Origin of the sequence: Parahaliea mediterranea (assembly GCF_017255185.1) — a bacterium.
GTDB lineage: Bacteria > Pseudomonadota > Gammaproteobacteria > Pseudomonadales > Halieaceae > JAFKCZ01.
In genome coordinates, this window is sequence record NZ_JAFKCZ010000006.1 from 366171 (window position 1) to 390066 (window position 23896).

Genomic DNA, 23896 nt, shown 5'->3' on the forward strand with positions numbered 1-23896 from the left:
GGCCTCGGGCCGGCTGGCCAGAGCCTGCTCCGCCAATCCGCGGCATTGCTTGCACATGCCGCGGCCTTTCCCGTTTATGTCTCCTCCTGGCGCTTCCCGTATGTGGCGGTGATCTGCTCCATGCCGGTCAGGTATTCATAGCCTTGCTCCAGGGAAGCGAGGTCGGTCACATAGATCCGACCGTATTCCAGGGTCAGCACACCGGCGCGTTTCAGTACCTGAAGCTCTTTGTTGATGCTCTGCCGCGTTGCCCCCAGCATGCAGCCCAGGTCTTCCTGCGAAAGTTTGATATAGAGCCGCCCCTCGCCCTCGTTGCAACCGTGGGTGTAGGCGAGCCGAAGCACCGCCCTCGCCACCCGCTGGTGTAGCGACAGGCTGATTTCCTCGTGCAGGGCGTACAGCGCGCGCAGGCGGCGGCAGAGTGTGAGAAGCAAAAGATCCTTCAACTCCGGAAACTGCAACGTGAGCTCTTCGAAGTGCTTTCTTGAGAGCACCCTCAACACGGAGTCCCTGGAGGCAATGGCATAACTCACCCGCGGCAAGTTGTCGACCATACCCATTTCACCGATGCAGTCCCCCGCCTGGAACTCGGCGGTGACGACTTCCCTGCCCTCCTCGGTAACATTGCAAAGCCGGACAGCGCCCTCCACGAGCTGGTATACCTCGTTCGATTCATCGCCCTGCCGATACACCGGCGAGCCAGCGGCAACGGATATCAATGTACTCAGGCGCTCGAACGCCTCCCTGCCCTCGGCGGGAAGCCCGCTGACGAAATCGTGCATCTGGGGAATAATGCGCACAACAGGATCTCCTGCACTGTGTAATTTATTGTCGATAAACCGACATAAAATCACCGGCTCCCTTATCATACTCGCTGACCTGCGATTTATCAGCATGACGCTGCCAGGCCAAAGCTCGAGGCCGACGTCTGTTCAGCCGAGCATCGCGGCCGGAAATCGCGCAAAGAAGGCGGGGGCGCTGGAGTGGCGTGGCGAGGCGAACCGGCATTACCCGCTGCGTGCCATGCCTTGAACCCGGAGATCATATGAGCGGTGCAGGTCGATCAAAACGTGCCAGACTGGATCGGTTTATTAGCCAGCAGGTCGGTATCAATCGACGGGACGTCCGCACACTGCTCGCCCGCGGCCGTATCGTTGTTGACGGAGAGCCGGCCCGTGCAATTAACCAGGTGATCAATCAGTTTACCTGCGTCACCCTTGACGGGCAGGTATTGCAGGATAAAACACCAATCTACCTGATGATGAACAAACCCGCGGGCGTGATCAGCGCCACACGGGATCCGCAACACCGCACTGTGGTTGAACTGCTGGGTGAAAATAGTGCCGCGGAATTGCACATTGCCGGCCGCCTGGACCTTAATTCCACCGGGTTGCTCCTTTTGACCAATGACGGTCGCTGGTCCCGTTGGCTATCGTCGCCCGAGCAACGCATCACCAAGCGATACCGCGTAGTCGTCGCCAATCCATTAACAACCGAGTACATCGACGCTTTTGCCCAGGGAATGTACTTCAGCTTTGAGGGCATCACCACGCGACCGGCAGCCCTTAGAATCCTGTCGGACTTCGAGGCGGAAGTTGAGTTGACCGAGGGCCGGTACCACCAGATCAAGCGTATGTTCGGCCGGTTTCGAAACCGGGTGTTGAAACTGCATCGCGTGGCGATTGGCGACGTGGAATTGGATAGGACCCTCGCCCCCGGCCAGAGTCGGGGACTGTGCGCCCGGGAGCTGGCGTTGCTGAATGGGGCTAACGCGCCATGAGGCGAAACGGATAGCATCACCGCTGTTTTCTGAATAGCCCACAAAGGAGCCAGCCGGCAAGCCAGGTCAAGCCCAGGGCTACATTGACCGCTATTTAGGTTATGTTATATCATTATATAACTTTGTGGCCGTTCGTAGCCCCAGTCCTTCTGCGGGCGGCGGCAAGCAACGCCTTTAACGACAATACCAACCCTCAATACGGTTCAAGTTTCCCTACAGGCCTCGCTATGAAACCCACTTCAGCTACTTTGTTTTCCGTGGCGGCACTGCCCGTGCTGACAATGGCCGCTCAAGCAGCGGAAATAGACTATTCGCGCCTCGAGACCATTGTGGTAACCGCGAGTCGACATGAAACCCGCCTGCTCGACGCTCCCGCGAGTATCAGTGTCGTGACCGGAGAAGAGCTCAGAATGCGCAACGCCGACGATCTGGCCGACGCACTAAGTTCTGAAGTGGGACTCAATATCAATTCCGTGGGACAGACCCGGCAGGGTATCAGTATTCGCGGCATGCCCGTTGAACACACCCTGTACCTGATCGACGGCCGCCGAATCAGCTCCAGTAACAGTGTTGTCGCGCACTCGGACTACGAGCTCAGCTGGCTTCCCGACTCGGCCATCGAGCGGGTCGAAGTGGTCCGCGGCCCCATGTCTTCACTGTATGGCGCGGATGCCCTCGGGGGTGTTATCAACGTGATCACCCGCAAACCCGGCACTGAATTCATCGCCGAGCTGAACAGCACCGCAACCCGGCTGGAGGGCTCTGCGGGGGGCGACAGCAACAAAACCTCGATTTATCTCAGCGGCCCTCTTGCCGGCGAAACCCTGGGCTTCAATCTCTCCGCTCAAACCTTCAACCGTGACAATCTGGAAGACATCGACAACCCTGGATCGTCGGAAATCGAAGAGCGCGACTCCAAGGCCGCCAAAGGCACTCTCTACTGGAGCCCCGCCGAAGGTCACGACCTGAACGCCAGTTACGGTTTCAACGATGATGAAAGGGACAGGGATGTTGCCACATCGCGCAGCAGCTACCGTTCCAGCGACGAAATTGACCGCCGGCAGGCTTCCCTGAGCTACCGCGGCCAGTGGGAGCAAAGCCACGCCGTGGTCAACGCCTACTACTCCGAACTGGAAGTGGTCAACCAGCGCACCAATGGCGTTGAGGCCACCCGCCCGCGCACCATAACCGACGAGGTGGTCGACGGACACTGGGCCACGAAAATTGGCAGTCAACACCTGCTCACCCTGGGCGGCCAGATCCGGGAAGAAACACTGGAAGACACCCTCGTCAGTGCCAACGCTGAAGCCTCCGCCACCCACAAAGGACTTTTCGTACAGGATGAGTGGAAGCCAACAGAAGCACTGCAGCTGGTCGCCGGCGTGGGCGTCGACAACCATGAAGAGTACGGCAGCGAATTCAACCCCCGCCTGTATGCGGTGTACGACCTCACTGCGGCGTGGGCGCTGAAAGGCGGCTACGGAGAAGGTTTCCGCGCGCCCTCCCTGACCGAGCTTTCACCCGGTTATGAAGTACTGGCCGCCGGCGGCCGCTTCTGGGTGGATGGCAACCCCGACCTGGAGCCGGAGCGCTCCTCGAGCTACGAGCTCGGGCTGGACTACAACAACACCCACTGGTTCGCGTCACTGCGCGTGTTCGAAAACCAGCTCGAAGACCTGGTGCAGTCCGTCTGCTACACGAACTGCGGGCAACGGGGTATCGAACGCCGGGCCTATCAGAACCTAGCAGAATCGAACATTCTGGGTGCCGAAATATCGCTACAGGGCGACCTGGTGGAATCACTGAGTTTTGCCGTTAACTACACCTATCTGGACACCGAGGACGAAGAAACAGGCGAAGACCTGCAGGATCGTCCCGAGTACATGACACGCCTCAACCTGAACTGGCGGCCACTGGCCAATACCCAGGTGCGCTGGCGTTCAGAGTTGAACGGCAAGCAATACGCCGGCGGTGGCGAATACATGCCAAGCTATGATCTGCACCACCTGGACGTAGCTGTCGACGTCGGCAGGTATCTCACCCTGTATCTGGGTGTTGAGAATATCTTCGATGAGCGCCTGGCTGACGAATCCGATCTGTATTCACTGGCGGAGCCCGGGCGCGAATTCCGACTCGGCTTCACTGCCGCACTCTAGGGCGATACGGTAGTGACCAGTTGTCTCAGGTACATGGGGCTTGTGCTGCTATTCACCCTCGGCGCAAGCGCGGTACAGGGCAGTAGTGAAAGTCCCCGGGTAGTGATTGTCAGCACCAGCTTCTTGCTGCCTGGCAAGATTCACTGGCTGCAGTCCCTGGCGAAGCCACTGGGGATAAATATCCGCAGTCACGCTGTCGACACCGAGCCGAGTGAAGCCCGCCGCGCTATCACTGGCGCGGCACTGGTGATACTGGACACCCCGCGGGGCAATGACCGTGCACGGGTCATGGAGTCGCTCCAGGAAACGCTGCAATCGGGCCCGACGCCTTGGATTGCCGTTGGCGGTGGCCGGCCCTTGAGCGGTGGGCTGGACGAAGCTACCGCCCGCAGTCTTTCCGCGTACTACGCGGCTGGCGGAGAAGACAACTTCCGGCACCTGATGCAGTTTATCGACGCCTGGCAGCGGGGAAAAGCCACCGCCGCCGTCCCCGCGCCGAAACCCCTACCGGCACAGGGCATCTACCATCCGGCTGCCGCCGAGTACTTCGCCAGCTGGGCTGAATACCAGGCCTGGGGACAGGGCGCAAAGGACGGAGAGGGCAAAGCCCGCTGGCCTGCCGATGCACCGGTGTTTGCCATTGCCATGTCCGACAGCGGCATTTCCAATGGCGAAACCGCCGTCTACGACCTCCTGATCGGAAAACTCGAGGCAGCCGGCGCGGCGCCACTGGTGTTCTGGAGTGATCGCAGACGGGAAAACGCACTGCTGGAGCTCGTTGCCCCGGCGCGCCCTGCCGCCCTGCTCAACACCACCCACATGGTTGGCGAAGCGCTCAAGGAAGAACTGTGGCAACTGAATATTCCACTGCTGACCGGGCTTAACTACCGGGATGGCGACAGCGACGCATGGCGCGCGTCATCACAGGGTCTGCCGGCCAGCTCCGCGGCAACGCTCATGGTGATCCCTGAAACCTGGGGCATGTCAGACCCGATGACCCTGAGCGCCGTCGAGAACGGCTCGCCAAAGCCCCTGCCCGAACAGGTCCAACTACTTGTAGAGGGCTTCATGGCCCGCGCCAGACTCCGCGACACGGCAGCGGCCGACAAGCGCGTCGCAGTGATGTTCTGGAACAGTCCGGCCGGCGAGAAAAATCTCTCCGCCTCCAATCTCAATGTGCCGCGCAGTATCGAAAACATCCTGTCAGCCTTTGCCGCCAAAGGCTACACAGTCGAAGCCCAGAGCGAAAGCACCATTATCGATACAGCGCAGCAGCTGCTATCGGCCTATTATCGCCCGGAACAGCTGGACGTTCTGCTGGAAAAGCAGCTCGCGCGAACACTGCCAGTCAAACGCTATCGCCAGTGGCTGCAGCAACAGCCCGCATCCGTGGCAACAGATTTGCAGGCCGCCTGGGGAGACCCGGCACGGCATTGGAGCGTGCGCGATATCGAGGGCGAAGCACACTTTGTGATTCCCATGGCTCGGCTGGGTAACGTGCTGTACCTGCCTCAGCCACCCCGCGCGGACCGACTCGGGGAAAGCACCCACGACCTGCTGGAGCCCCCCGGCCACTTCTATTTGGCCACTTACCTATTCCTGCGCCAGGAATTCGCTGCGCATGCCTTCATTCACCTGGGCACCCACGGCACCCAGGAATGGACTCCCGGCAAGGACCGCGGATTGTGGGCCTTCGATTACCCCAACCTGGCGGTAGGCCCCATACCGGTTTTTTACCCGTATATTCAGGATAATATCGGCGAGGCCATGCAGGCCAAACGCCGCGGGCGAGCTGTCACCATCAGCCACCAGACGCCGCCCTTCGCGCCCTCTGGCTTCTATGACGAACTGCTCGATATCCACGACCTGATGCACCAGTACCTGCAGCTGGAGGATGGCGCCCTGCGCGAGAGTACGCTGCAAAGCATGCTGGAGCAGGTAAAACACTTCGCGCTGCACAAGGACATGGGCTGGACGGACGAGCAGATCGCACAGACCCCCGCCGTGTTTGTTCCCGAGCTTCATGACCACCTGCACCGCCTTGCGCAGACCAGTACGCCGATCGGACTGCACAGCTTCGGTCAGGCCGCCGATGAGCGCTACCGCTTCGCTACCGTGATGCAGCAGCTTGGCGAGGACTACTACCGCGCGCTGGGCAGCGACATACAGGAACTGTTTGGCGACAGCTTCGAAACACTCTTTGACAGCGAGCCCTATCGCTACCTGCTGCCCTATTTGAGCGGAGAGAAGCAGCCCCAGGAAGCGCAAAGCGCCGAGCTGCGGGCGCTGATGCAGCGCGCCGTTGAGAGTAACGCAAGCCTGCTCGACACCCGGGAAATCGAAGCGTTGCTCGCCGGCCTCGACGGCGAGCTGGTGATGCCCGGAGGCGGTGGCGACCCGGTGCGCAACCCCGACACCACCAGCGGCACCAACCTGTACGCCATCGACCCGGAGAAAATCCCCAGCCCCCAGGCCTACGCGGCCGCCGAACATAGCTATGCACAGCTGGTCCAGGACTACCGCGACAATCACGATGGCGAGTGGCCTGACAAGTTGGCCTTTTCGCTGTGGTCTTCGGAAACCATCCGCACTTTGGGCCTGACCGAGGCGCAGATCATGCACGCCCTCGGCGTGCGACCGGTGTGGGATCGCGGTGGACGGGTCACCGGCCTGGAAATCATTCCCGCCGATGAGCTGCAGCGACCACGGGTGGATACCGTTATCCAGGTGACCAGTGTCTACAGGGATCAATTCGACGGCATCATGAAACGCCTGGCGCGGGTTATCGAAACCCTTAGTGAGCGCGAAGAACCCGGCAACCCACTGGCGTCGAATACCCAAAAGATAACGGCGGCACTGCGCGAGAAAGGACTTAGCGCCGGACTGGCCAGCCAGTACGCCAGTGCGCGTTTGTTCAGCAATCCGCCCGGAAGTTATGGCAGCGGCGTGACAGACGTCGCCATGAACTCCACCCAGTGGGAAGACGAGGCCATTGTGGCGGATACCTTTATCAACAGTCAGTCACACATCTACAGCCATCGCGACTGGGGCACCCCGGTTCAGGCATTGGGCCTGCTGGAGTCCCAGCTCGAGGGTGTGGACGCGGTACTGATGTCACGCTCGTCCAACCTTCATGGGCTGCTCTCCACCGATCACCCCTTCGAATACCTGGGTGGCCTCTCCGCCGCGGTGAAATCGGTAAGTGGCGAAAATCCGGCGTTGTATGTTGGCGACAACCGCGGCGCAATTCCCGCAATCACCGCCGCCAGCGCCTTTATGGGCAACGAGCTGCGTACCCGATACCAGAACCCCCAGTGGATAGAGGGAATGAAAGCCGAGGGCTATGCGGGCACCGTGTCCATACTGAAGGTGGTCAACAATCTCTTCGGCTGGCAGGTAATGGACACCAACATGGTACGTGAAGACCAGTGGCAGGCGATGCACGAAACCTACGTGATGGATCAGCGTGAACTGGGTCTGAATGCATGGTTCGAGGAACACAACGCCACCGCGCAGGCACAGCTTATCGAACGCATGGCAGAAGCCATCCGCAAGGGCTACTGGGATGCACCGGAAGCCACGCGGCGAGAGCTTATCGAGCGCTGGGATACGCTGGTCAACGAACTCGGCGCCATGCAAGGCGATGAAAAAACCGTGGAGTTTATCGAGGATCAGGCAGCGGGCTTCGGCATGATGCTCAATGCCGGCAGCGCTCCCCAGCAAGCCAGTAACGCCAGTGCGGGTGAAACCCAGACCGTGCGAGGCCAGGTACTCCAGGCGGTAGAGCCCTTGCCACAAGAGCGACCGGACCAATCCATGCTGCGGCTCGCCTGGGCACTACTGGCCCTGAGTTTTATCGGCGGAGCCATTCGCCGCCAGACTTGTATCCATAACCATCGACCCGAAACGCAATAGCCAAAGGCCGTAATCACCATGACATTGACACACAATCTGGAGACAGTGCTCTACCAGGTATCCGCGATTTTTCTCACCCCCGCTCTCGTGATCATCGCGCTGGCCTTGCTGTACACGCTTTATGCCAGCGGCGAACTACTCAGCGAAGCCTGGCGGCGGCACCGCAACCAGATCAGCACCGAGCTGAGCACCTACGCGCGGCAGGCTGGCATCAACAGCGACGATCTTGAGCTGTGGATCATGCACCGCCTTGAAATGCTGCGCCTGTGCTCTCGCGTAACCCCCCTCCTCGGCCTCGTCGCGACTCTGATACCCATGGGACCGGCACTCCTGGCGCTGTCAGAGAACGATACCGCGGCGATCGGCGAAAACATGGTTCTGGCCTTTTCCGGCGTGACCCTGGCGCTGATTGCAGCCAGCCTGAGTTTCTGGATTCTGAATGTGCGCCGCCGCTGGCTTTTCGCGGAGCTGCGTCAGATCGAGCGCGCCCAGGCAGCGACTGAAATGCAGGCGACGTAACATGGCTGGCCGATTCCTGGACCACGAAGATGACGACGATCCCATTCTCTCGGTAGTCAATCTGATCGACCTCTTCCTGGTCATCAGTGTCATCCTGCTGATAATTATCGCGCAGAACCCCCTCAACCCCTTCGCGAGCGACAATGTGATCGTGGTGGAAAACCCCGGCGAAGCGGACATGACCATCACCATCAAGGACGGCGAAGAGCTTACGCGCTACGAGAGCAATGGCGAAATCGGCGAGGGTGATGGCGTCAAAGCCGGTGTGACCTACCGCCTGCCCAATGGCAAAATGGTGTACGTGCCGGAATGAACAGGCATGCGCGGGCCTGCACTTGATGCCCAATCATTCGCCAGGCCGTATAAAACAGTGGGGCGATCCAGGGTCTCTCTTCACGGCACCGGCATGGCCTTAGTCAGGGTCGCTTTCGCCCCTCAGTCCAATGCCCGCCACTCGCGAATCGAGGTTGCAGGACGAATCTCCCAATTCTCACCATCGCGGCTGCGATAAGCCGCGTAGTTGGTGCAGCATCCCCCCGCACCCATCGCCTGGGTACCAATTTCAATCTGAATATACTCCCCGTCAAATTCAAGACGCTCTCTCACACAGTGCTGCGGCAAGGGGTAAGGCGCGGGCTTGAACAGGAGTTCCCAATTCCCCGGGGTACTTCCGATCTGCATGGATCTGTAAACCTTGCAGGCTTTGATTCCGAAAAGCACAGTTTCGTCATGACCCAGTTTCAATTCAGCAATCGGTGTCGTAAAGACCGGCGCCATCTTTGCTTCAAGTTTCGTGCTCGGATCAAGCGACGATCCTGTTTCTGTGCAGGCACTCACGGCGATTGCCATGCCGATCAAGGCAACAAGGGTAAACGTGGATTGCCATGAGAAAGGCTGCCACCCATGCAGTATCATTATTTCTTCGTCTCTATTGGTGATTATTCAGGGGGCAGAGCATCAGAACGCAGATTATATGAGTTGTTGGCAGACGCGTCGAACAGGAATTACCATAGGCAATATCGATATTGCGATCTACCGCGAAATATAGCTCGCAAATACGCCACTGTCGGCATGGCGTGAATGTCTACCTGACCGATCTTGGCTTTCGGGTGCTGCATCCACAGTTCAGCGATAGCGTACTCGCCGATTGTGGCGTGAACTATGACCGTTCGATTTTCCTATCCGTCAACACGGACGAGTCGCCACCGGTCATCCGGTTCTTTCGAATGAACTACACGGAAATGGCAAAGTTCTCAGTACAGGCCTATGCGCGCGGTGACGGCCCATCCGGCTCGCGCAACGCCATCATACATACGATGCGTAAGCTCGATAGAGAGTATAACGATACGGCTTTGCGCCAGATGATGGCAGTGTTCCTGAGCGAGCTTGAAGCGAATAAGGAGGTGAGGGTAAATGGCTGATGCAAGCAATAGGGAGTGTGGCGTGAGGTGCTACTTCAAACGCCTCTTTCCCGCCGCCGCTACTACGGCCGCATTCGCCGCGCTCGCACACGCCACGCTGGTGGCGATCGCGGCCCGCTCGATCGGCCCTGAACTTGTCTATATTGCAGTCTTCAGCTTTGTTGTGGCACTGGTCGTTGCCACGCTGGGCGGAGCAGTTCTTCTCGCCATTGCCGGGGCGCTGAAGTTAAAGCCGATCCCGTCCTTGCTTTTGTTTCTGGTGGCCATCCAGGCCGTATCGGTCGGGTTAGAGATGTATTTTTTCGAAAACAGCTTTAACGATATCTCCTGGCAATACGGCCTTATATCGGTCCCGGCATCATTGATCGCGTGGTATCAGTCAGTTTATTACTTACAAAAAGTTGGTTAAAGCTAACCTCACTGACTTGCCAAACCTCTCCAGTGGCCGGTATCGGCTTCACCTGGTGCGCGTCTTTCTTCCCTGCTTTCTGGTGCTGGGTATTCCCTATGGAAGCGCACCTTGACGCATCTTCTCCGGTAACCTGCACACTAAATTGAAGCGCATGAGACGCGATATGAGCCGATGGTAACGGCATCTACGCGTATATCAATATCCTGGTAGCCATGGAACCCATTGTCACAGATCGTAGAAATCGAATAAGTGCCGTCGCTGTTATCCAGATACGATGTCGATGCCAAACCAAAATCGATAGCAAGCCCGTCGAATGTGATCGTGTGGCCGCCATGGCCAACCAGAGAGTTGTCGGCTTGTCTTAGCGTGAGGGTAACGTCCATGAGAGTGTCGCCCTCTGTACCACTCAAGCTCGTTGGGGATATGGTAGAGCTGATAGCATCAACCAGCGTGAACTTCACGTTGGCGGTTTGTGTCAGCGTGTCGCTGCCTACCGTGGCCGAAATTTCATAAGTACCTGCTGCGGTTGCCGTTGCATTGGCTGAGTAGGTTCCATCCCCGTTATCGGTGATATTGTTAAAGCTGACGTTGGTGCTCGGGCTTGATTCAAGAGTCAGGGCGCCGCCGCTTGTTCCGTACGGAGCGCCATCCGCTTTTTTCAATGTAACGGAAACGACCGAATTCATGTTTGCTTTGAGTAACAGCGGCGATGCGGCGAGTTCTGATGTGCTGGCATCGAAGGGGCAGTCGAAGGCGGTAAAACAGCTCTCACCTGCGTCCAGTTGCATACCGCTTATGCATTCGTTGGCCGGAGAGGCAGACGGGCACGAAGGCGGTGCTGTGATGCCGTCGATTTCCAGTCTCACGCCCGAGGAGTTGTTTACTTCCATTGCGTCTTCCGTGATGACTACGGTGCCACCGTCGGGATTGCTGAGATAGACAATCAATCCCAGAGCTATAGCCGGAGCCGTCGTCGTAAGTGATGCAAGCGCCAACAGGCTGGACACAACGATAGCCCCCCATGCGGGAAACCGGGACAGTCCGTGAATGCGCATTTGCCTGTAGGCAAAAAATGAAATCGTGAGTACCAGCGCGACGATGATGTAGTCTGGCAGAGGGACCGGTTCTGCCGTTGCTGACGCTGTCGAATAGGAAATAGATCCCGTCAACGCTTGAGCAGATGCTGGAGCGGGTGTGTCAAGTAGACCCAGCAGCCCGCAGGACAGGTAAATTTTGATACGGTTAATATTCATGTTTCAGGTACTTCCCTGTTGGAGCTTCATAGCAGCCAGGAAAAATCCGGGGCTTTCCTGTGCTTTTGGAATGGCGTGGGTTCAGGCTAGCCGTGCGGGGATTAATGTGTTGACTCCTTGCCCCCCTGCTGAAGCCTCAATGCACTGCGTAATTTTGAACGAATCCTCGAATTGCCCCATGTTCCCGCCGGAATTAAACCGTCCCAAAAATTATTAAGCCAGAATACCCCAACATTCTAACCTGAGACAGAGGGTATTGCCGTGGTTGTGATTCAGGCCACAGACATTGTTTACTTCAGTTGTCAGCCATACTTCCGGCAATCGGCATCCCTGAACCTTTCTTTGTCATTAAGTTGGGCGCGGAGTCTAACTGATGAATGCGGCAGAGCGATGACGTTTAGATTATTTCACCTGTTACTGATACTCTGCTTCCCACAAGGTCAAAGGTTCGGCAGAGCACCATTGCCAGAATTTCTTCTCAACCAAGTCACTTGCCTCGGCAGCATCGCGCCCTTCAAACAAGCGCCAATTTTCCTCGGCTGATTTCAGTGCATATTGTCGTAGGTAACCGGTGATCCGCTCAAAGTCAGATGGCTCGAGAAAAAATATACTGCCATCCCGATAAGACTCCCAAGGCATCTGATCCTTAGGTTGCCGTTGATGGTTTTGGAAAAAGGCTTCGCTGTAGATGCTGGACGACCCGCCCGCAGACACACAGTCGTCCCAACGTTGGCAGCGAAAGAAATACTCGTCCTCAGCCTCAGCAGTGCCTGTTAGCTCTCGGTAGGGACAAGCTCTTTCCCACGGCTTATCGATCTTGGTTTCGGCCAAACCTTGGCGTGCAAGCTCTATCTCATGAGGCGTGGGAAAGCTGCCCATCAGCAATTGCGCTGGGTCGCCACTCTCGCTTGCTATCAAAATGGAGGTAGACCACAAAAGGAACATACCCAGTGCGACGCGGGTGTAAGCTAACATTGAGAACGATGGCATCAAGCGAAATGACATTCTACAACTCCCTGAAGGACTCGGTTATTTATCCAGAAACAGCAATAGACCATTTATACGAATGGCCCTTAAATTAATAACTTTAAAATTTTTCAACTAATGTCCTTGCTAAATATCCTGATCAAAAAGCCAATCACGCCACGTTCTGTACGCCCAGCCTTGCCGCGCACCAGAGCGTTCCTGACAGCGAAGAACAGGCCAGCCAGACCGCAGGCTACCCCCGCCCACCGAATGAGCCACACGTGTCTTTCCAGCAGTATTTCCAGTCCAACACGCCGCGGAGTATCAGGGCGATCAGCAAGGCTGCTGGCCATCCACGCAGGGACCATGAAATAGAAAACGGTGAATGTGATCGCACCCAGCACGAGTGCGCCCCATGGTGGCAGGCTAGCCGCTGTGGAGATCATTTCACCGACCAGCGCGCCGGGGGTATGCTTTCGCCTAAACCGCTTTCTGCGTGGCATTTGAAATCAACCCCAGTGCACTTGCGGCTTTACTTCAACCAACTCAATTCAACCCATACTTCGCGACAATCTCAGCGTCCAATTCGCCCGCTTCTAATGCACCGTCATGGCTATCCGCACTAAGTGCACAGCGCAATGAGACAAGCGGGTACTCAGAGCTGTATGTTTTACCGTCATCATTTGTATTGATCGAACTGACAATTCTTGAATCTTGCCCAGACACAACTATAAACGGGGCTCCAGCTGCTATAGCCAGCTTGGCACATTGCAACATGGCAAAGTCGTATGCGCGGTGCATTGGAGTATCCCCATCACCCTCAAAGGTCACAGCATACAGAGAGTCAGAAAGCCTCGCGTCTGAGTATCCACCGCGACATTCTGGCTTGAATTGGAGCTCCTCAGACAAAGTGCATTCTTTTTTTGTATGTAGCTGACCGGCGTCATTGCTTGATCAAGTGCGGAGCAGACCACCAAGTAAAATAGCACCAACCCCCAATTACTAGATGTCTGACGACGGCACAAACAGAAAAGTTACAATTCACCAATGCCCCCCTATGCTGGTTGAGGCAAGTTTATCTCAGGGGGTGCAATACTCAAAAGGCTACCTGGATGCTGTTAAGCGGGCACAAAATCAATAGTATGGGAAATGGTATGGGAGGTCAGAAACGAAAAAACCCAGCTACTTGATTTTAAACAAATAATTAGGGCTTGTGTAGCGGAGAGCGAGGGATTCGAATCTACTCAGAGTGAAAATGACGCCACTCCACGCCCTCGAGCGCATTTAAAATGAGTAAAAAAATGGGCTGGGCATGGGGAGGCATGAAAAGGCGCGCACGCGATCCCGTGGTGGTCCCAAAATTCAGCCCCGATGCCAGCCCCGCTGTACCCAGGCCTAATTCAGATGGGTACTGGCAAAGCCTTCAACCCGGACCGCCGTGAGCAAAAAAATCCGACGCATTCAAGCACTCCGTTAGTCGTGCGCACTTGATTATAGCCTTGTCGTAGTCACGATTTTCAAGGGCGACTCCCTGGCTGCAACCGACCATTGACACCCCAAAATACCGGTGCATAATTGGTGCATATTTACACCACCCGTTTCCGGAGGCTGCGAGATGTCCAGACAGAGTATTTCCTTCACGCCACCCAACGACGAATGGCTCCGAGCGCAGGTCGAGAGCAAAGAATTCTCGAGCAAGAGTGAGGTTATCAACGATCTCATCCGCAAGGCACGTGAGATCGAAACCATACGCGCCAGACTTATTCACGCGGAAAGTAGCCAATTCACCAGCCAGGGAAGAGCAGAGATACTTACCGAAGCCAAAGCTGAAGCGCGGCGCAATGGGGACCTATAGACTCACGGAAGATGCGAAGTCCGATTTAAAACGCATTTACGCGCGCGGGCTCCATGAGTATGGAGAAGAACAGGCGGATATCTATTTCAACGCGTTTTTTTGATCGATTCGAACAGCTAGCAGCGCAACCATTTTCATATCCAGCCGTGGACGACATCCGAGCCGGGTACCGGCGTAGCGTGTGCGGAATCGACAGCATCTATTATCGGGTTCAGGGCGAAACCGTGGAAATCATGGCCATTATTGGGCAGCAGGATCTGGATCAGTGGCTCTGACCAAAGCTTAGTATTCGGATATTGATCAACGCTGCAGGGAAACCCAACAAATTCAGTATCGGTTGCGACCAGGGTCATGTTACTGAGGCGGCAGGGGTAAGGTCGCCTGAAATTGAGCCTGCGCCTCTCCATCAACGATGGAATAGCCCAGTGCCACATACGCTTTTTCCCGACGCCCGAACATGCGCCCCAGTGTCGGCATGCTGGTATCGAGGTAGTCGTAGATCAGAGCCGTGTCCTTATCCACGAACTGCCGGTGGATCCGACCTGCATATTGCGCGAGCGAACCCTTCCAGGAGATCGGTAGGCACAAGAACAGGGTATCAAGCCGCGGGAGATCAAAGCCCTCCCCGATATACTTCCCCGTGGCTATGAGGACCTGGGTAGTGTCCAGAGCCGCCATCGCGGCGTTTCTCTCTTTGACACCCATCGCTCCTCTCAGTACCTGGCAGGAGATACCCCGCTCTTGAAGACTGTCCGCCAATAGCGAGGCGTGCTCTCGACGCTCAGTCAAAAGCAATGGGTTGCGTTTCTCCGATACCGCCGCGACTACGTCCCCAATGATCAACTGGTTACGCTCATCATCCAGTACCAGCCAACGATAGATGTCCGCAATATGCGGCCGACTCTCTGGAACGAGAAGTTCCTGTGGTGGCACGCGATGAACTCGGCGGACTACCACACGTTGCTCAAAAGTATGGCGTTGATCTTCTTTGACCGCGTACCGGATTGGACCGGCCAACATAAATATCAGCGATTGATGGCCATCCTGTCGTTGCGGCGTCGCTGTAACACCGACGAGGTACTTCGCTCGTGCCTCACTGAGCAGTGCCTCATACCTGGGAGCGGCAATGTGGTGGCATTCATCCACGATGATCTGGCCGTATTCAAACAGTCGCGGATCGACAGCGTTAGTTTTCCGGTCGAGCATACTCTGGTAGGTCGCAATATCGATCGCTCCACTGGGCTTTCGCTTGCCACCGCCAATGACTCCTATGTCGCAGCCTTCCAGGAACACCTCCAATCGCTCTTTCCACTGATCGAGAAGCTGCCGACTGTGGACCAGGATAAGCGTATTGACCTTACGTTTATGAATCAACCCGATAGCCGTCACAGTTTTACCAAATGCGGTCGGAGCATGCAGGACACCAGTTTCGTGCTTGGCGAGCAGCGATACCGCTTTCGTCTGTTCAGACCGGAGACTGCCCTTGAACTGCAGCCCCCGTAATCGCTTGCCACTCATCCGCTTGTCATCGATGGTTACCGTAATCTGATGTTCTGTGAGCAATTCCAGTACTTCGTCTAAGCATCCACGTGGCACGGACAGGTAACCCTGCTCGATCTTCGCGAGGCTGATAAAACGCGGTATACCCTGTGTGGAAAATCGTAGAGCCTGGGTTTTGAAAAACACCGGGTTGGAGAAACTCGCGAGGCGTTTCAGTCTTGCGAGTAACCCTTGTGGTAGCGTCTCCACCGGCAGGTATAGACGGTTCGCCAGCGTAACCTCAATGCTGTTGGGGCAACCGGTAATAGCGACTTTTGACTCCGGCAGCCCCTGCTCCCATGGCTTCGTATCGTGATCAGACGTGTCGGGGTCCTGCAGGCGGCGCAAACACTGCTCGATCTGTCCCGTGCCCATTTTCCTAACACCGGCAAGGTAGGCCCACTGGTCAACGATTGGCTCGAAGTGCGCATCGACGAATACCGAGTTCCCCATTTGCCGGGGCACCCGTTGCAAGGGAAGCGCGATCAGATTGCCGAACCCGGCCTCTGGCAGTGTATCCTGGTTAGGAAACAGACGATCATAGGACTCGAAGGAGAGGCCGGCATGTTGCTCCATCGCCCGGTCCAAAATTGCAAATCCCAATCGACGTGCCAGAACCGCCGGTACCGGCTGACTAAAGAACAGCCAGACATGGGCACCCTCACCGGAACGGGAACGTTCCACCGAACAAGGCACGCCATGTTCTTCACAGACGCGACAGAAGGCCTGTACCGTCTGTTGCCAGTCACTTTTGTCGAAATCCGCGACCAGAAACCAGGTGTGATCGTCGTGCAGCAGTGGATACACCCCGACCGTTTTCTTCCCGGACAAATGCGCGTAAAGCACACGATCATCCAAGGGCAGGAAAGCCTGGTGGCGACAGTCTCCACACTTGACTTTCGGTTTGTAGCAGATCCCCTGGCGCCACTCATTTTCGCAGGCCAGAGCATAACCTCGACGCCCCTGCCTGCTTTCCCAGCGCAGCGCGTGAACGTCGTCCCGCCCGCGGAACAAACTACGAAACAATGCAATTTTGTCGCCCGTTGACACCGGCACTTCGATGGCCGGCACCGTCCGATCGTTGACCCGTTCCATGGCAACAAGTTGCCGTTTGTGTTCTAGCAGCGACTGCCTTTCCAACTCGAGGGCCAGGAGTCTCGCTTCTATCGCCTCCAGTTCTGTATCGGCAGTAGCCACGTTAGCTTCAGGCGGATGACTGTCCAATCTTAATCCTCCAGCCGCAGAAATACTGATCTACTTATAGTTTAGAGCATAGCGGACATGTAATTTTAGGACCTCTTGCAATAGTACTAATATTCAGTACCATTTCCGAGATGAACAAACGACAGCGCCGTACTCTCACGAGGATATATTCCCGCCCTGTAAGCGGCTCGATTCCGTGGAAGGAGATCGAGTCCTTACTGCAGGCACTGGGCGCTGAAGTTGAAGTTGAAGAACGAGCTGGAAGCCGCGTAGCAGTGGTTTGGAAAGACGAGGTGCGGGTATTCCACAGGCCACACCCCAGTCCTGATACTGACAAAGGCGCTGTGGCAAGTGTAAAGAAATGGCTGGAAAGTCACGGGGTAACGCCATGATCAAAATGATGGAAGTAAATGGGTTTCGGGCAACAGTTGACTATGACCCGGATATCGAAATGTTTCGCGGTGAATTCGTTGGCCTCAACGGTGGCGCTGATTTTTACTCAGACAGCGTGAAGGGCCTGAAGCGGGAAGCTGAACGCTCCCTCAAGGAGTTTATAGCCGTCTGCAAGGAGCGAGGTCTGTCTGTGAAGAAGGACTACTCAGGCCGTTTCAATGTCCGGGTTGATCCGCAACTGCATGAAGAGGCTGTGCAGGTAGCCCGAGCTGCAGGAATCAGTCTGAATAAACTGGTGGAGATGGCGTTGGAGCACGAACTCAAAGACAGTGCTTGAGGTATGAACTCCTAGAACCAATGGATACCTGAAGATTGGGGCCGGAGCAATTCAAGCTACACAAGGTTCGCTTTGAGAACCCTCGACGCCGCTGGGAGAAGGCTTGTCTGCCAGAAGATGCGAACGACAGCAAGAGAACCGCTCTCCGCCTCTGACCTCAATAATGCGGTGCGGGATGCCGTCGAGTGAGAGTGTGCAGAAGGTAGCCGCACCCACTAAAAAAAGGGCCACCCCGTTGGGGTAGCCCTTTTCTTTTAGATGGCGGAGAGCGAGGGATTCGAAACTTCACAGGGCAAAGCTGGCGCCACCCCATGCCCTCCAATGCCCTCAAAATCAGAGAGTTAGAAAAATGGTGTGGGCATTGGAGGGCGTGAAAAGGCGTGCACGTGGTCCCATGGTGGTCCCAAACTAACTTTTCCACCTGGGGGCAAGGACCCGCCTGATTTAGATGTTCCAGGCCAACACTGATTGCTTCAAGGTACGTGACTTCGGCACCACGGATATTGGAGTCAAGTCAGTATGCTGTCGCCAGGCAAAGGAGAGCCTGCCCCTGTTTATGGGCATGCATTTGGCCAAGCCACCTACGAGCGCCATCAACCGGAGCAGACTCTTCTCTACCAACTCGTCGATGCGCACTACCCTGCCCTGGTGAGCCAACTGACCCAGCAGGGTAAATCCCTGCCCGAGCATGTTCACCAGGAATTCGAGGCCTACCTGAAGTGCGGCCGACTCGAACACGGTTTTCTGCGGGTGCGTTGCGACAAATGCCACTTCGAGCGGCTGGTGGCGTTTTCCTGCAAGAAGCGCGGATTCTGCCCCAGCTGTGGCGCCCGCCGCATGGCCGAGACTGCCGCCCTGCTGGCGGATAAAGTCTTCCCCGATGTGCCATTGCGCCAATGGGTCATCAGCTTCCCCTTCCCCCTGCGCTACCTGTTTGCTGCCCATCCCCACGCCATGGGCAAGGTGCTGGGCATCGTTTACCGGGCGATCTCCACCCATCTGACCCATAAGGCCGGATTCTCGCTCAAGGATGGCGCTACCGGAGCCGTCACGCTAATCCAGCGCTTCGGGTCCGCTCTCAACTTGAATATTCACTTTCACATCCTGTTCCTGGATGGCGTTTACGTCTATCGCGACAATAGGCCGCCCCGATTTCAACGCATCAAGGCACCGGACAAAGGCGAGCTGGAGGAGTTGGTTCAACTGATTAGCCTCCGCGTAGGTCGCTGCCTCGAGCGCCAGGGCTTACTGGAACAGGACACCGAGAACGCCTGGCTGGACCTCGAACCCGCCGAGGATACCGATGCCATGCCACAGATTCTAGGTAGTTCCATCTCCTACCGCATAGCCGTCGGCTCGCAGCAGGGACGTAAAGCGTTCATGATCCGTACCATCCGCCCCTTGGACCGGCCTGATCCCAGACTGGAGCGGGTGGCCAAGGCCAATTGCTTCTCTCTGCACGCCGGAGTCAGCTGTGAGGGACATCAGAGAGACAAGCGTGAACGCCTGTGTCGGTACATTTCCCGACCTGCCGTGGCAGTTCCCCGACTTTCACTGAGTTCTACGGGCAAGGTGGTCTACACCCTGAAGACACCGTACCGGGATGGAACGACACAGGTGGCCTTCGAACCAGTGGATTTCATTGCCCGTCTGGCTGCCCTGATACCCAAACCCCGTGTCAACCTCACTCGTTACCACGGCGTCCTGGCGCCGAACCACCGCTGTCGTGGGCTGGTCACACCAGCCAGGCGCGGGAAAGGCATCAAGTCTATCGCCAACACAGAAATCCGCACGGCCGCCGAGCGCCACGCCGCCATGACCTGGGCTCAGCGACTCAAGCGAGTATTCAACATAGACATCGAAGTCTGCAGCCGCTGCGGCGGACCTGTCAGAGTCATCGCCTGTATCGAAGATCAGGACGTCATCGATAGAATTCTGGCTCATCTTAAGAGAAAGGAGCAGAACACCCCCGCCCTGCCACACCTGGCACCACGGACCAGAGCACCACCTGAGACCTTGCCGCTTTTCGCTGGGAAGGACTCCAGCACAACAGCACTACACCAGCAAGGAAGCCAGTGAAAACCGCATGGCATAAGCTGTCGCGCGCACCCGTTCAGGAATGAACGGATTTGAATGGCATGCTCAACACCACGAACAGGGTTTTCGGGTCAATAACCGGGAACTTCGACAGATCAGCAGTTCCAGTCCATAGAATCAGCAGGGGTATCTTCTCTCAATAGGCAGTTAATATTTCCTATACTTAGCATAGCATCTTCATTGACCCAGCCATGGCGCGTAGGACGTGTGTCCAGGCCTCTGTGTTTTTAGCGGCTATTCGCGAGCGTCATCTTTCGAGAATGGGATCCAGCCTGTGAAACAGTGGGTTTTTATCATCCGGCGCCGTGCCCGCAGCGATCATGGAAAAGCGCAACTGCCTGCGATGCATGGCTTGTACAAACGCAACGTCATCCAGTGAGGGGTTCTCATCGATGTATTCCATGACCGCATGATCGGCAGAGCGTGCGTTCTCGTAGGTGCCACCTATCAATGCTTCTATATCGGCGATGCATGCTTTCTCAAACCACTCGCGATACTGCGAATAGTTGTGGAGGAAGTTCGGGATGCTGTGCATCAGCTCCCGCTCCCAGGGCTCGAATACCGATGAGGTGGGGAGGTTGTGGATATCGACCATCAGTTTTTGCAGGCCCGAGGACTCCCATTCATCAACGACCGGCTCGGGTAATTCGAGGTCGTAGTTCAACTCGATGCCCTTCAGCTCCGCAATCGCCTCGATTGCCCGGCGGGTGATACTTGCATATTCGAGTACCCCTTCGATCCAATTGCCGCCGTGCGCCTGCGAGCGCGTAAAGAACTTGGTGGCGACCCCGGAAAGCTGCAAAAAGGCGACGGTGTGGTAAGCCACCACCTCGAGATCTACCTTGCGCCCGCTGACTCGCTCGTACTCGCGGTACAGGGCGGGGATATCGCCCATGTTCTCGTAGGGGTGGCGGCCTCGGAAGCAGGCCAGGTCCCAATGGAAGTCGCCGATATCGGCGATCTCGAAATCGAGCAGCGCCAGGACATCCGTGCCTGAGGACATGAACTGGCCGGCGTCACCGGCGATGAATCGCACCTCGTTGCGGTGCCCCGGAACGTTGTTGCGCAGCCAGTGCTGCAAAAAGGCGAACGGGGGATCGACCTTGCCAGTGTGGGCGGCAGCCTGGTACATGCGTTCGACCGAGTGCAGGGCGATCTGCTGCGGTGTCTCCAGCTTCAGGGCCAGGGGCTTGATGTGGGAAAACTCGCTGACCGGCACGTCGTGAACCGCGGCCAGGTCCCCCATGTAGTTCAGCATGGCCTGCCAGCGATCATCACTCATGGACGTGGGGTTTTCGATGGCGGTATGCAGTAAGCCGGGGGCGCGATCTTCGGTATCTACCCAGTCCATGACAAAGGCAACGGGTGATTCCACCCAACCGTAGATATGGGGGATCTTGATGCCATGTCTCTCCAGCACCATCATGGCTTCCATCTCCAGGCGCAGCGATGCCACGCTTGATATGGGGCGGTTACCGCGCACCAGCACAGCACTTTCCTCGCCATCCGCTAGATAGGTGACTTTCCACTGGGGGCGCCAGCGTTCGAGGCGGGTAATGCTCTGCACTTCGCCGCCCAGTTCGGTGGCCACCCAGGCCCTGATACCTTCATGGGCCTGTTTCTCTGCATCCAACAGAGTCGATTCTTTATCGTTTGGCTGTGGGCTGGTCATCTTTGTCATGGCTCCCGGGTTTTGGCTGGCTTTTGCATCTTTGGGGCTAAGCGGCGCTATATAGGTCAGAATGCTCACTATAGTCGTAGGTCATTGACCAGAGAACCCGTTGAGGGTCAACTGTTGGATTCCGGGGCCGTCGCGATCTGCTCGCGTCTACCGACGAGCCAGAAAACGTCGACTCGGCCCCCGGCCTTCCGCTGCCACAACTGCGTCTATTTCTCGATACCGCGCAGCAGTATGTCGATAGCTAGGTCTACCTTGCGGCGGTCGTAGCGCGGCGTTGATCCCCTGGTGTCAGTGCGGGTCAGCATCGCGCCCTGCAGCTCGTGGAAGATCGCGGCCACCCTCGATGGGTCTACGTCGCGGATCTCCCCGGCGGCTATTCCCTTTTTGATGGTCCGGCTCAGCCGGGTACGCCAGCGCTGGTTGCGCCTCGCAAAGTCTGCCCGGTAGGTATCGAGGAGCCCCTCCTCACCGCTGGAGAACAGCAGCATGACGGGATTGCGCTCCATGAATTCAAAGGAGGCGAGAAAGAGTCGGCGCAATTCCTCGATCGAGTTCTCGTCGGCACCGGAGGCGCGGTATTCAGACAGGGTGGACCACTGGTTGAGGCAATCCTCAATGAGGGAGCTGAACAGGTTTTCCTTGCTGCCGAAGAAGTGAAAAACCAGGCCCTTGGAGACATTGGCCTGCGCTGCGATCTGCGCGACGTTGGTGTGCTTGTAGCCATGTGTCGCGAAACAGCTGCCAGCCGCCTGCAGCACTGCCAGTCGCCGCCTGATTGAGGCCTGTGTCCGCCGTGCCGCATAGTCAGTGGAGTTGTTCATAGATTGTGATCGCTCTGCGTTGATGTGGTGGGCCGCTCTGAATCCATCGCTCCCTTAATTGACCATAATGGGGTTATCTGGTCAATAACAAGGCCATACACTGCCGTCTTCTGTAACCAGCCCACAGTGCAACAGGTGAAACGGCGATGCGATTTTCTTTGAATATCGGGATGTGTGATCCCACCCACTATGGGCCGATGGCCCAGGAGGCTGAGTCGGCAGGCTACGACAGCATTGCCGTACCCGACAGCCTGACCTATCCGCGCCAGTCCGAAACCCTCTACCCCTACACGGATGATGGTGACCGTAGTTTCCTGGAAGGGGAGCCCTTCATGGAAACATTGATTGCCGTGACCCATATGGCCGCGGTGACGGAGAAAATCCACTTTTGCAGCTATGTCTACAAGCTGGCGATACGTCAGGCGGCCGTCGTGGCCAAGCAGGTCCAGAGCATCCAGGCGTTGAGCGGCCATCGCTTTGAGTTTGGCGTGGGTCTCAGTCCCTGGCCGGAGGACTATGCCGTCGCCGGTGTGCCCTGGGAAAAGCGGGGCAAGCGCCTGGACGAGCAGATCGCCATCCTGCAGGGCCTGGAAACAGGCGAGTATTTCGGACTGGATGGCGTTTGTCACAGTATGCCGGAGAACAAAATGTGTCCGGTGCCGGCGACGCCCACACCCATTTTCATTGGAGGGCACTCCGAGGCCGCACTGAAGCGTGCCGCCCGGGTGGGGGATGGCTGGGTGTGTGCCGGGGCCGATACCGACGAAGTGGCTGCCTACATTCAGCGAATCAATGAGCTGCGGGCTGAAAACGGTACTGCGGAGACGCCCTTCAAGTTCTGGACCACCGGCAACGACGCCTTTACCCGGGAGGGGATCGAGCGACTGGAGGCCGTCGGCGTTACTGACGTAGTCATCGGCTTTCGCGACCCCTTTGCCCGGCAACCGGACAGTTCACTGGAGGATAAAATCCGTATGCTCCAGTGGTATGCAAGTGAGTTTATCCGCTAGATGGCTTGGGCCGGGTAGACTGGCGATACGAGGGCTGCGGGTATGCGGCTGTTGGAGGTGACAATGAACGACTTACTGGAAATAGAAAAAATCAAACAGCTCAAGGCCCGCTACTTGAGGTGCCTGGATACGAATGACTGGGAAAGCTTCGCCGACAGCATGACACCGGATTGCCAGGGCCGCTACAACGGCGGCAAGCTGAGCTTTGACAGTCGCGCTGCGATTGTCACCTACATGCGAGAGAACTTGTCAGGCGACAAGGTCATCACCCTGCACCAGGGACACCAGCCGGAGATAGAAATAGTCGACGAGGGCACCGCCCGTGGCACCTGGTACCTGCAGGACCTGGTCATCGTGCTCGAAGCCGGCATCCGGCTTTACGGCTCGGCAATTTACAGTGATTTGTACCGTAAAGTGGATGGCGAATGGAAGATCGCAGAGACTGGCTACCAGCGCGTGTTCGAAGCGGTAGAGCCACTGGGTGAAGGACACAAAATTACCGAGAATATTTTTTCCCGGGGTGAAGAGGTTTAGCCTC

At 56.9% G+C, this 23896-nt stretch carries 21 protein-coding genes; 14 read left to right on the plus strand and 7 right to left on the minus strand.

The window, feature by feature from the left end:
- Window positions 1-74: 74 nt before the first annotated feature.
- Window positions 75-800: a cyclic nucleotide-binding domain-containing protein gene (locus tag JYP50_RS10145; protein ID WP_206560392.1), complete on the minus strand. Its 726-nt coding sequence runs from the start codon at window positions 798-800 to the stop codon at window positions 75-77.
- A gap of 245 nt (window positions 801-1045) precedes the next feature.
- Here JYP50_RS10145 and JYP50_RS10150 point away from each other — a divergent pair, with 245 nt between their 5' ends.
- The 5 genes from JYP50_RS10150 to JYP50_RS10170 all read left to right on the plus strand — a co-directional run bounded on the left by JYP50_RS10150 (window position 1046) and on the right by JYP50_RS10170 (window position 8683).
- Window positions 1046-1780 carry a pseudouridine synthase gene (locus JYP50_RS10150; protein WP_206560393.1) on the plus strand — a complete coding sequence of 245 codons (735 nt, stop codon included), beginning with the start codon at window positions 1046-1048 and terminating at the stop codon, window positions 1778-1780.
- A 227-nt stretch (window positions 1781-2007) separates the two neighbouring features.
- Window positions 2008-3936: a TonB-dependent receptor domain-containing protein gene (locus tag JYP50_RS10155; protein WP_206560394.1), complete on the plus strand. Its 1929-nt coding sequence runs from the start codon at window positions 2008-2010 to the stop codon at window positions 3934-3936.
- Window positions 3937-3978: 42 nt separating this feature from the next.
- Window positions 3979-7851 carry a cobaltochelatase subunit CobN gene (gene cobN / locus JYP50_RS10160; RefSeq protein ID WP_206560395.1) on the plus strand — a complete coding sequence of 1291 codons (3873 nt, stop codon included), beginning with the start codon at window positions 3979-3981 and terminating at the stop codon, window positions 7849-7851.
- An 18-nt stretch (window positions 7852-7869) separates the two neighbouring features.
- The gene (locus tag JYP50_RS10165; RefSeq protein WP_206560396.1) at window positions 7870-8370 is read left to right on the plus strand and encodes a MotA/TolQ/ExbB proton channel family protein; all 501 of its coding nucleotides are present in this window, start codon (window positions 7870-7872) and stop codon (window positions 8368-8370) included.
- 1 nt (window position 8371) lies between these two features.
- A complete protein-coding gene (locus JYP50_RS10170; RefSeq protein ID WP_206560397.1) occupies window positions 8372-8683 on the plus strand; it encodes a DUF2149 domain-containing protein in 312 nt (103 codons plus the stop codon).
- A 122-nt stretch (window positions 8684-8805) separates the two neighbouring features.
- On the opposite strand, the gene JYP50_RS10175 is transcribed toward JYP50_RS10170, so the two are convergent.
- A complete protein-coding gene (locus tag JYP50_RS10175) occupies window positions 8806-9285 on the minus strand; it encodes a hypothetical protein (RefSeq protein WP_206560398.1) in 480 nt (159 codons plus the stop codon).
- A 161-nt stretch (window positions 9286-9446) separates the two neighbouring features.
- Here JYP50_RS10175 and JYP50_RS10180 point away from each other — a divergent pair, with 161 nt between their 5' ends.
- Complete coding sequence (locus JYP50_RS10180) at window positions 9447-9791, plus strand: hypothetical protein (protein WP_206560399.1); 345 nt, start codon at window positions 9447-9449, stop codon at window positions 9789-9791.
- The gene (locus JYP50_RS10185) at window positions 9784-10200 is read left to right on the plus strand and encodes a hypothetical protein (protein WP_206560400.1); all 417 of its coding nucleotides are present in this window, start codon (window positions 9784-9786) and stop codon (window positions 10198-10200) included. The genes JYP50_RS10180 and JYP50_RS10185 overlap by 8 nt, the downstream gene beginning before the upstream one ends.
- Before the next feature lie 140 nt (window positions 10201-10340).
- Here JYP50_RS10185 and JYP50_RS10190 read toward each other — a convergent pair whose 3' ends face one another.
- Both JYP50_RS10190 and JYP50_RS10195 read right to left on the minus strand, forming a co-directional pair.
- Complete coding sequence (locus JYP50_RS10190) at window positions 10341-11456, minus strand: midcut-by-XrtH protein (RefSeq protein ID WP_206560401.1); 1116 nt, start codon at window positions 11454-11456, stop codon at window positions 10341-10343.
- Window positions 11457-11870: 414 nt separating this feature from the next.
- A complete protein-coding gene (locus JYP50_RS10195; protein WP_206560402.1) occupies window positions 11871-12461 on the minus strand; it encodes a hypothetical protein in 591 nt (196 codons plus the stop codon).
- A gap of 1576 nt (window positions 12462-14037) precedes the next feature.
- Between JYP50_RS10195 and JYP50_RS10200 the strand changes: the two genes are divergently transcribed.
- Both JYP50_RS10200 and JYP50_RS10205 read left to right on the plus strand, forming a co-directional pair.
- The gene (locus JYP50_RS10200) at window positions 14038-14277 is read left to right on the plus strand and encodes a ribbon-helix-helix domain-containing protein (protein WP_206560403.1); all 240 of its coding nucleotides are present in this window, start codon (window positions 14038-14040) and stop codon (window positions 14275-14277) included.
- A 53-nt stretch (window positions 14278-14330) separates the two neighbouring features.
- Window positions 14331-14552, plus strand: coding sequence for a type II toxin-antitoxin system RelE/ParE family toxin (locus JYP50_RS10205; RefSeq protein WP_241263003.1), 222 nt, complete (start codon window positions 14331-14333; stop codon window positions 14550-14552).
- A gap of 79 nt (window positions 14553-14631) precedes the next feature.
- Here JYP50_RS10205 and JYP50_RS10210 read toward each other — a convergent pair whose 3' ends face one another.
- Window positions 14632-17040 (minus strand): TOTE conflict system archaeo-eukaryotic primase domain-containing protein, encoded by a 2409-nt coding sequence (locus JYP50_RS10210; protein WP_206560404.1) that lies wholly within the window; start codon window positions 17038-17040, stop codon window positions 14632-14634.
- A gap of 110 nt (window positions 17041-17150) precedes the next feature.
- Between JYP50_RS10210 and JYP50_RS22260 the strand changes: the two genes are divergently transcribed.
- From JYP50_RS22260 to JYP50_RS10225, 3 genes are all read left to right on the plus strand, one after another.
- On the plus strand, window positions 17151-17411 hold the full coding sequence (locus JYP50_RS22260) for a type II toxin-antitoxin system HicA family toxin (protein ID WP_206560405.1): 261 nt from the start codon (window positions 17151-17153) through the stop codon (window positions 17409-17411).
- Complete coding sequence (locus JYP50_RS10220; protein WP_206560406.1) at window positions 17408-17749, plus strand: type II toxin-antitoxin system HicB family antitoxin; 342 nt, start codon at window positions 17408-17410, stop codon at window positions 17747-17749. Before JYP50_RS22260 ends, JYP50_RS10220 begins: the two co-directional genes overlap by 4 nt.
- A 519-nt stretch (window positions 17750-18268) precedes the next feature.
- On the plus strand, window positions 18269-19828 hold the full coding sequence (locus tag JYP50_RS10225) for a transposase (RefSeq protein WP_241263004.1): 1560 nt from the start codon (window positions 18269-18271) through the stop codon (window positions 19826-19828).
- Window positions 19829-20093: 265 nt separating this feature from the next.
- Here JYP50_RS10225 and JYP50_RS10230 read toward each other — a convergent pair whose 3' ends face one another.
- Window positions 20094-21527 carry a phosphotransferase family protein gene (locus JYP50_RS10230; RefSeq protein ID WP_206560407.1) on the minus strand — a complete coding sequence of 478 codons (1434 nt, stop codon included), beginning with the start codon at window positions 21525-21527 and terminating at the stop codon, window positions 20094-20096.
- Between the two features lie 206 nt (window positions 21528-21733).
- On the minus strand, window positions 21734-22348 hold the full coding sequence (locus tag JYP50_RS10235; RefSeq protein WP_206560408.1) for a TetR/AcrR family transcriptional regulator: 615 nt from the start codon (window positions 22346-22348) through the stop codon (window positions 21734-21736).
- A 146-nt stretch (window positions 22349-22494) separates the two neighbouring features.
- On the opposite strand from JYP50_RS10235, the gene JYP50_RS10240 reads away from it, so the two are divergent.
- Together JYP50_RS10240 and JYP50_RS10245 are read left to right on the plus strand one after the other, a co-directional pair.
- Window positions 22495-23358, plus strand: a complete 864-nt coding sequence (locus JYP50_RS10240) for a TIGR03619 family F420-dependent LLM class oxidoreductase (RefSeq protein WP_206560409.1) — start codon at window positions 22495-22497, stop codon at window positions 23356-23358.
- 63 nt (window positions 23359-23421) lie between these two features.
- Window positions 23422-23892 carry a nuclear transport factor 2 family protein gene (locus JYP50_RS10245; protein ID WP_206560410.1) on the plus strand — a complete coding sequence of 157 codons (471 nt, stop codon included), beginning with the start codon at window positions 23422-23424 and terminating at the stop codon, window positions 23890-23892.
- Window positions 23893-23896 lie beyond the last annotated feature (4 nt).

Excerpts from the sequence above, each read along its gene's own strand:
- JYP50_RS10225 (WP_241263004.1), top strand. The coding sequence starts at position 18,269 with ATGCTGTCGCCAGGCAAAGGAGAGCCTGCCCCTGTTTATGGGCATGCA.
- JYP50_RS10235 (WP_206560408.1), bottom strand. The coding sequence starts at position 22,348 with ATGAACAACTCCACTGACTATGCGGCACGGCGGACACAGGCCTCAATC.
- JYP50_RS10165 (WP_206560396.1), top strand. The coding sequence starts at position 7,870 with ATGACATTGACACACAATCTGGAGACAGTGCTCTACCAGGTATCCGCG.
- JYP50_RS10205 (WP_241263003.1), top strand. The coding sequence starts at position 14,331 with ATGAGTATGGAGAAGAACAGGCGGATATCTATTTCAACGCGTTTTTTT.
- JYP50_RS10230 (WP_206560407.1), bottom strand. The coding sequence starts at position 21,527 with ATGACAAAGATGACCAGCCCACAGCCAAACGATAAAGAATCGACTCTG.
- JYP50_RS10155 (WP_206560394.1), top strand. The coding sequence starts at position 2,008 with ATGAAACCCACTTCAGCTACTTTGTTTTCCGTGGCGGCACTGCCCGTG.
- JYP50_RS10170 (WP_206560397.1), top strand. The coding sequence starts at position 8,372 with ATGGCTGGCCGATTCCTGGACCACGAAGATGACGACGATCCCATTCTC.
- JYP50_RS10240 (WP_206560409.1), top strand. The coding sequence starts at position 22,495 with ATGCGATTTTCTTTGAATATCGGGATGTGTGATCCCACCCACTATGGG.
- JYP50_RS10220 (WP_206560406.1), top strand. The coding sequence starts at position 17,408 with ATGATCAAAATGATGGAAGTAAATGGGTTTCGGGCAACAGTTGACTAT.
- JYP50_RS10200 (WP_206560403.1), top strand. The coding sequence starts at position 14,038 with ATGTCCAGACAGAGTATTTCCTTCACGCCACCCAACGACGAATGGCTC.
- JYP50_RS10175 (WP_206560398.1), bottom strand. The coding sequence starts at position 9,285 with ATGATACTGCATGGGTGGCAGCCTTTCTCATGGCAATCCACGTTTACC.
- JYP50_RS10195 (WP_206560402.1), bottom strand. The coding sequence starts at position 12,461 with ATGTCATTTCGCTTGATGCCATCGTTCTCAATGTTAGCTTACACCCGC.
- JYP50_RS10245 (WP_206560410.1), top strand. The coding sequence starts at position 23,422 with ATGAACGACTTACTGGAAATAGAAAAAATCAAACAGCTCAAGGCCCGC.
- JYP50_RS22260 (WP_206560405.1), top strand. The coding sequence starts at position 17,151 with ATGAACAAACGACAGCGCCGTACTCTCACGAGGATATATTCCCGCCCT.
- JYP50_RS10190 (WP_206560401.1), bottom strand. The coding sequence starts at position 11,456 with ATGAATATTAACCGTATCAAAATTTACCTGTCCTGCGGGCTGCTGGGT.
- JYP50_RS10185 (WP_206560400.1), top strand. The coding sequence starts at position 9,784 with ATGGCTGATGCAAGCAATAGGGAGTGTGGCGTGAGGTGCTACTTCAAA.
- JYP50_RS10150 (WP_206560393.1), top strand. The coding sequence starts at position 1,046 with ATGAGCGGTGCAGGTCGATCAAAACGTGCCAGACTGGATCGGTTTATT.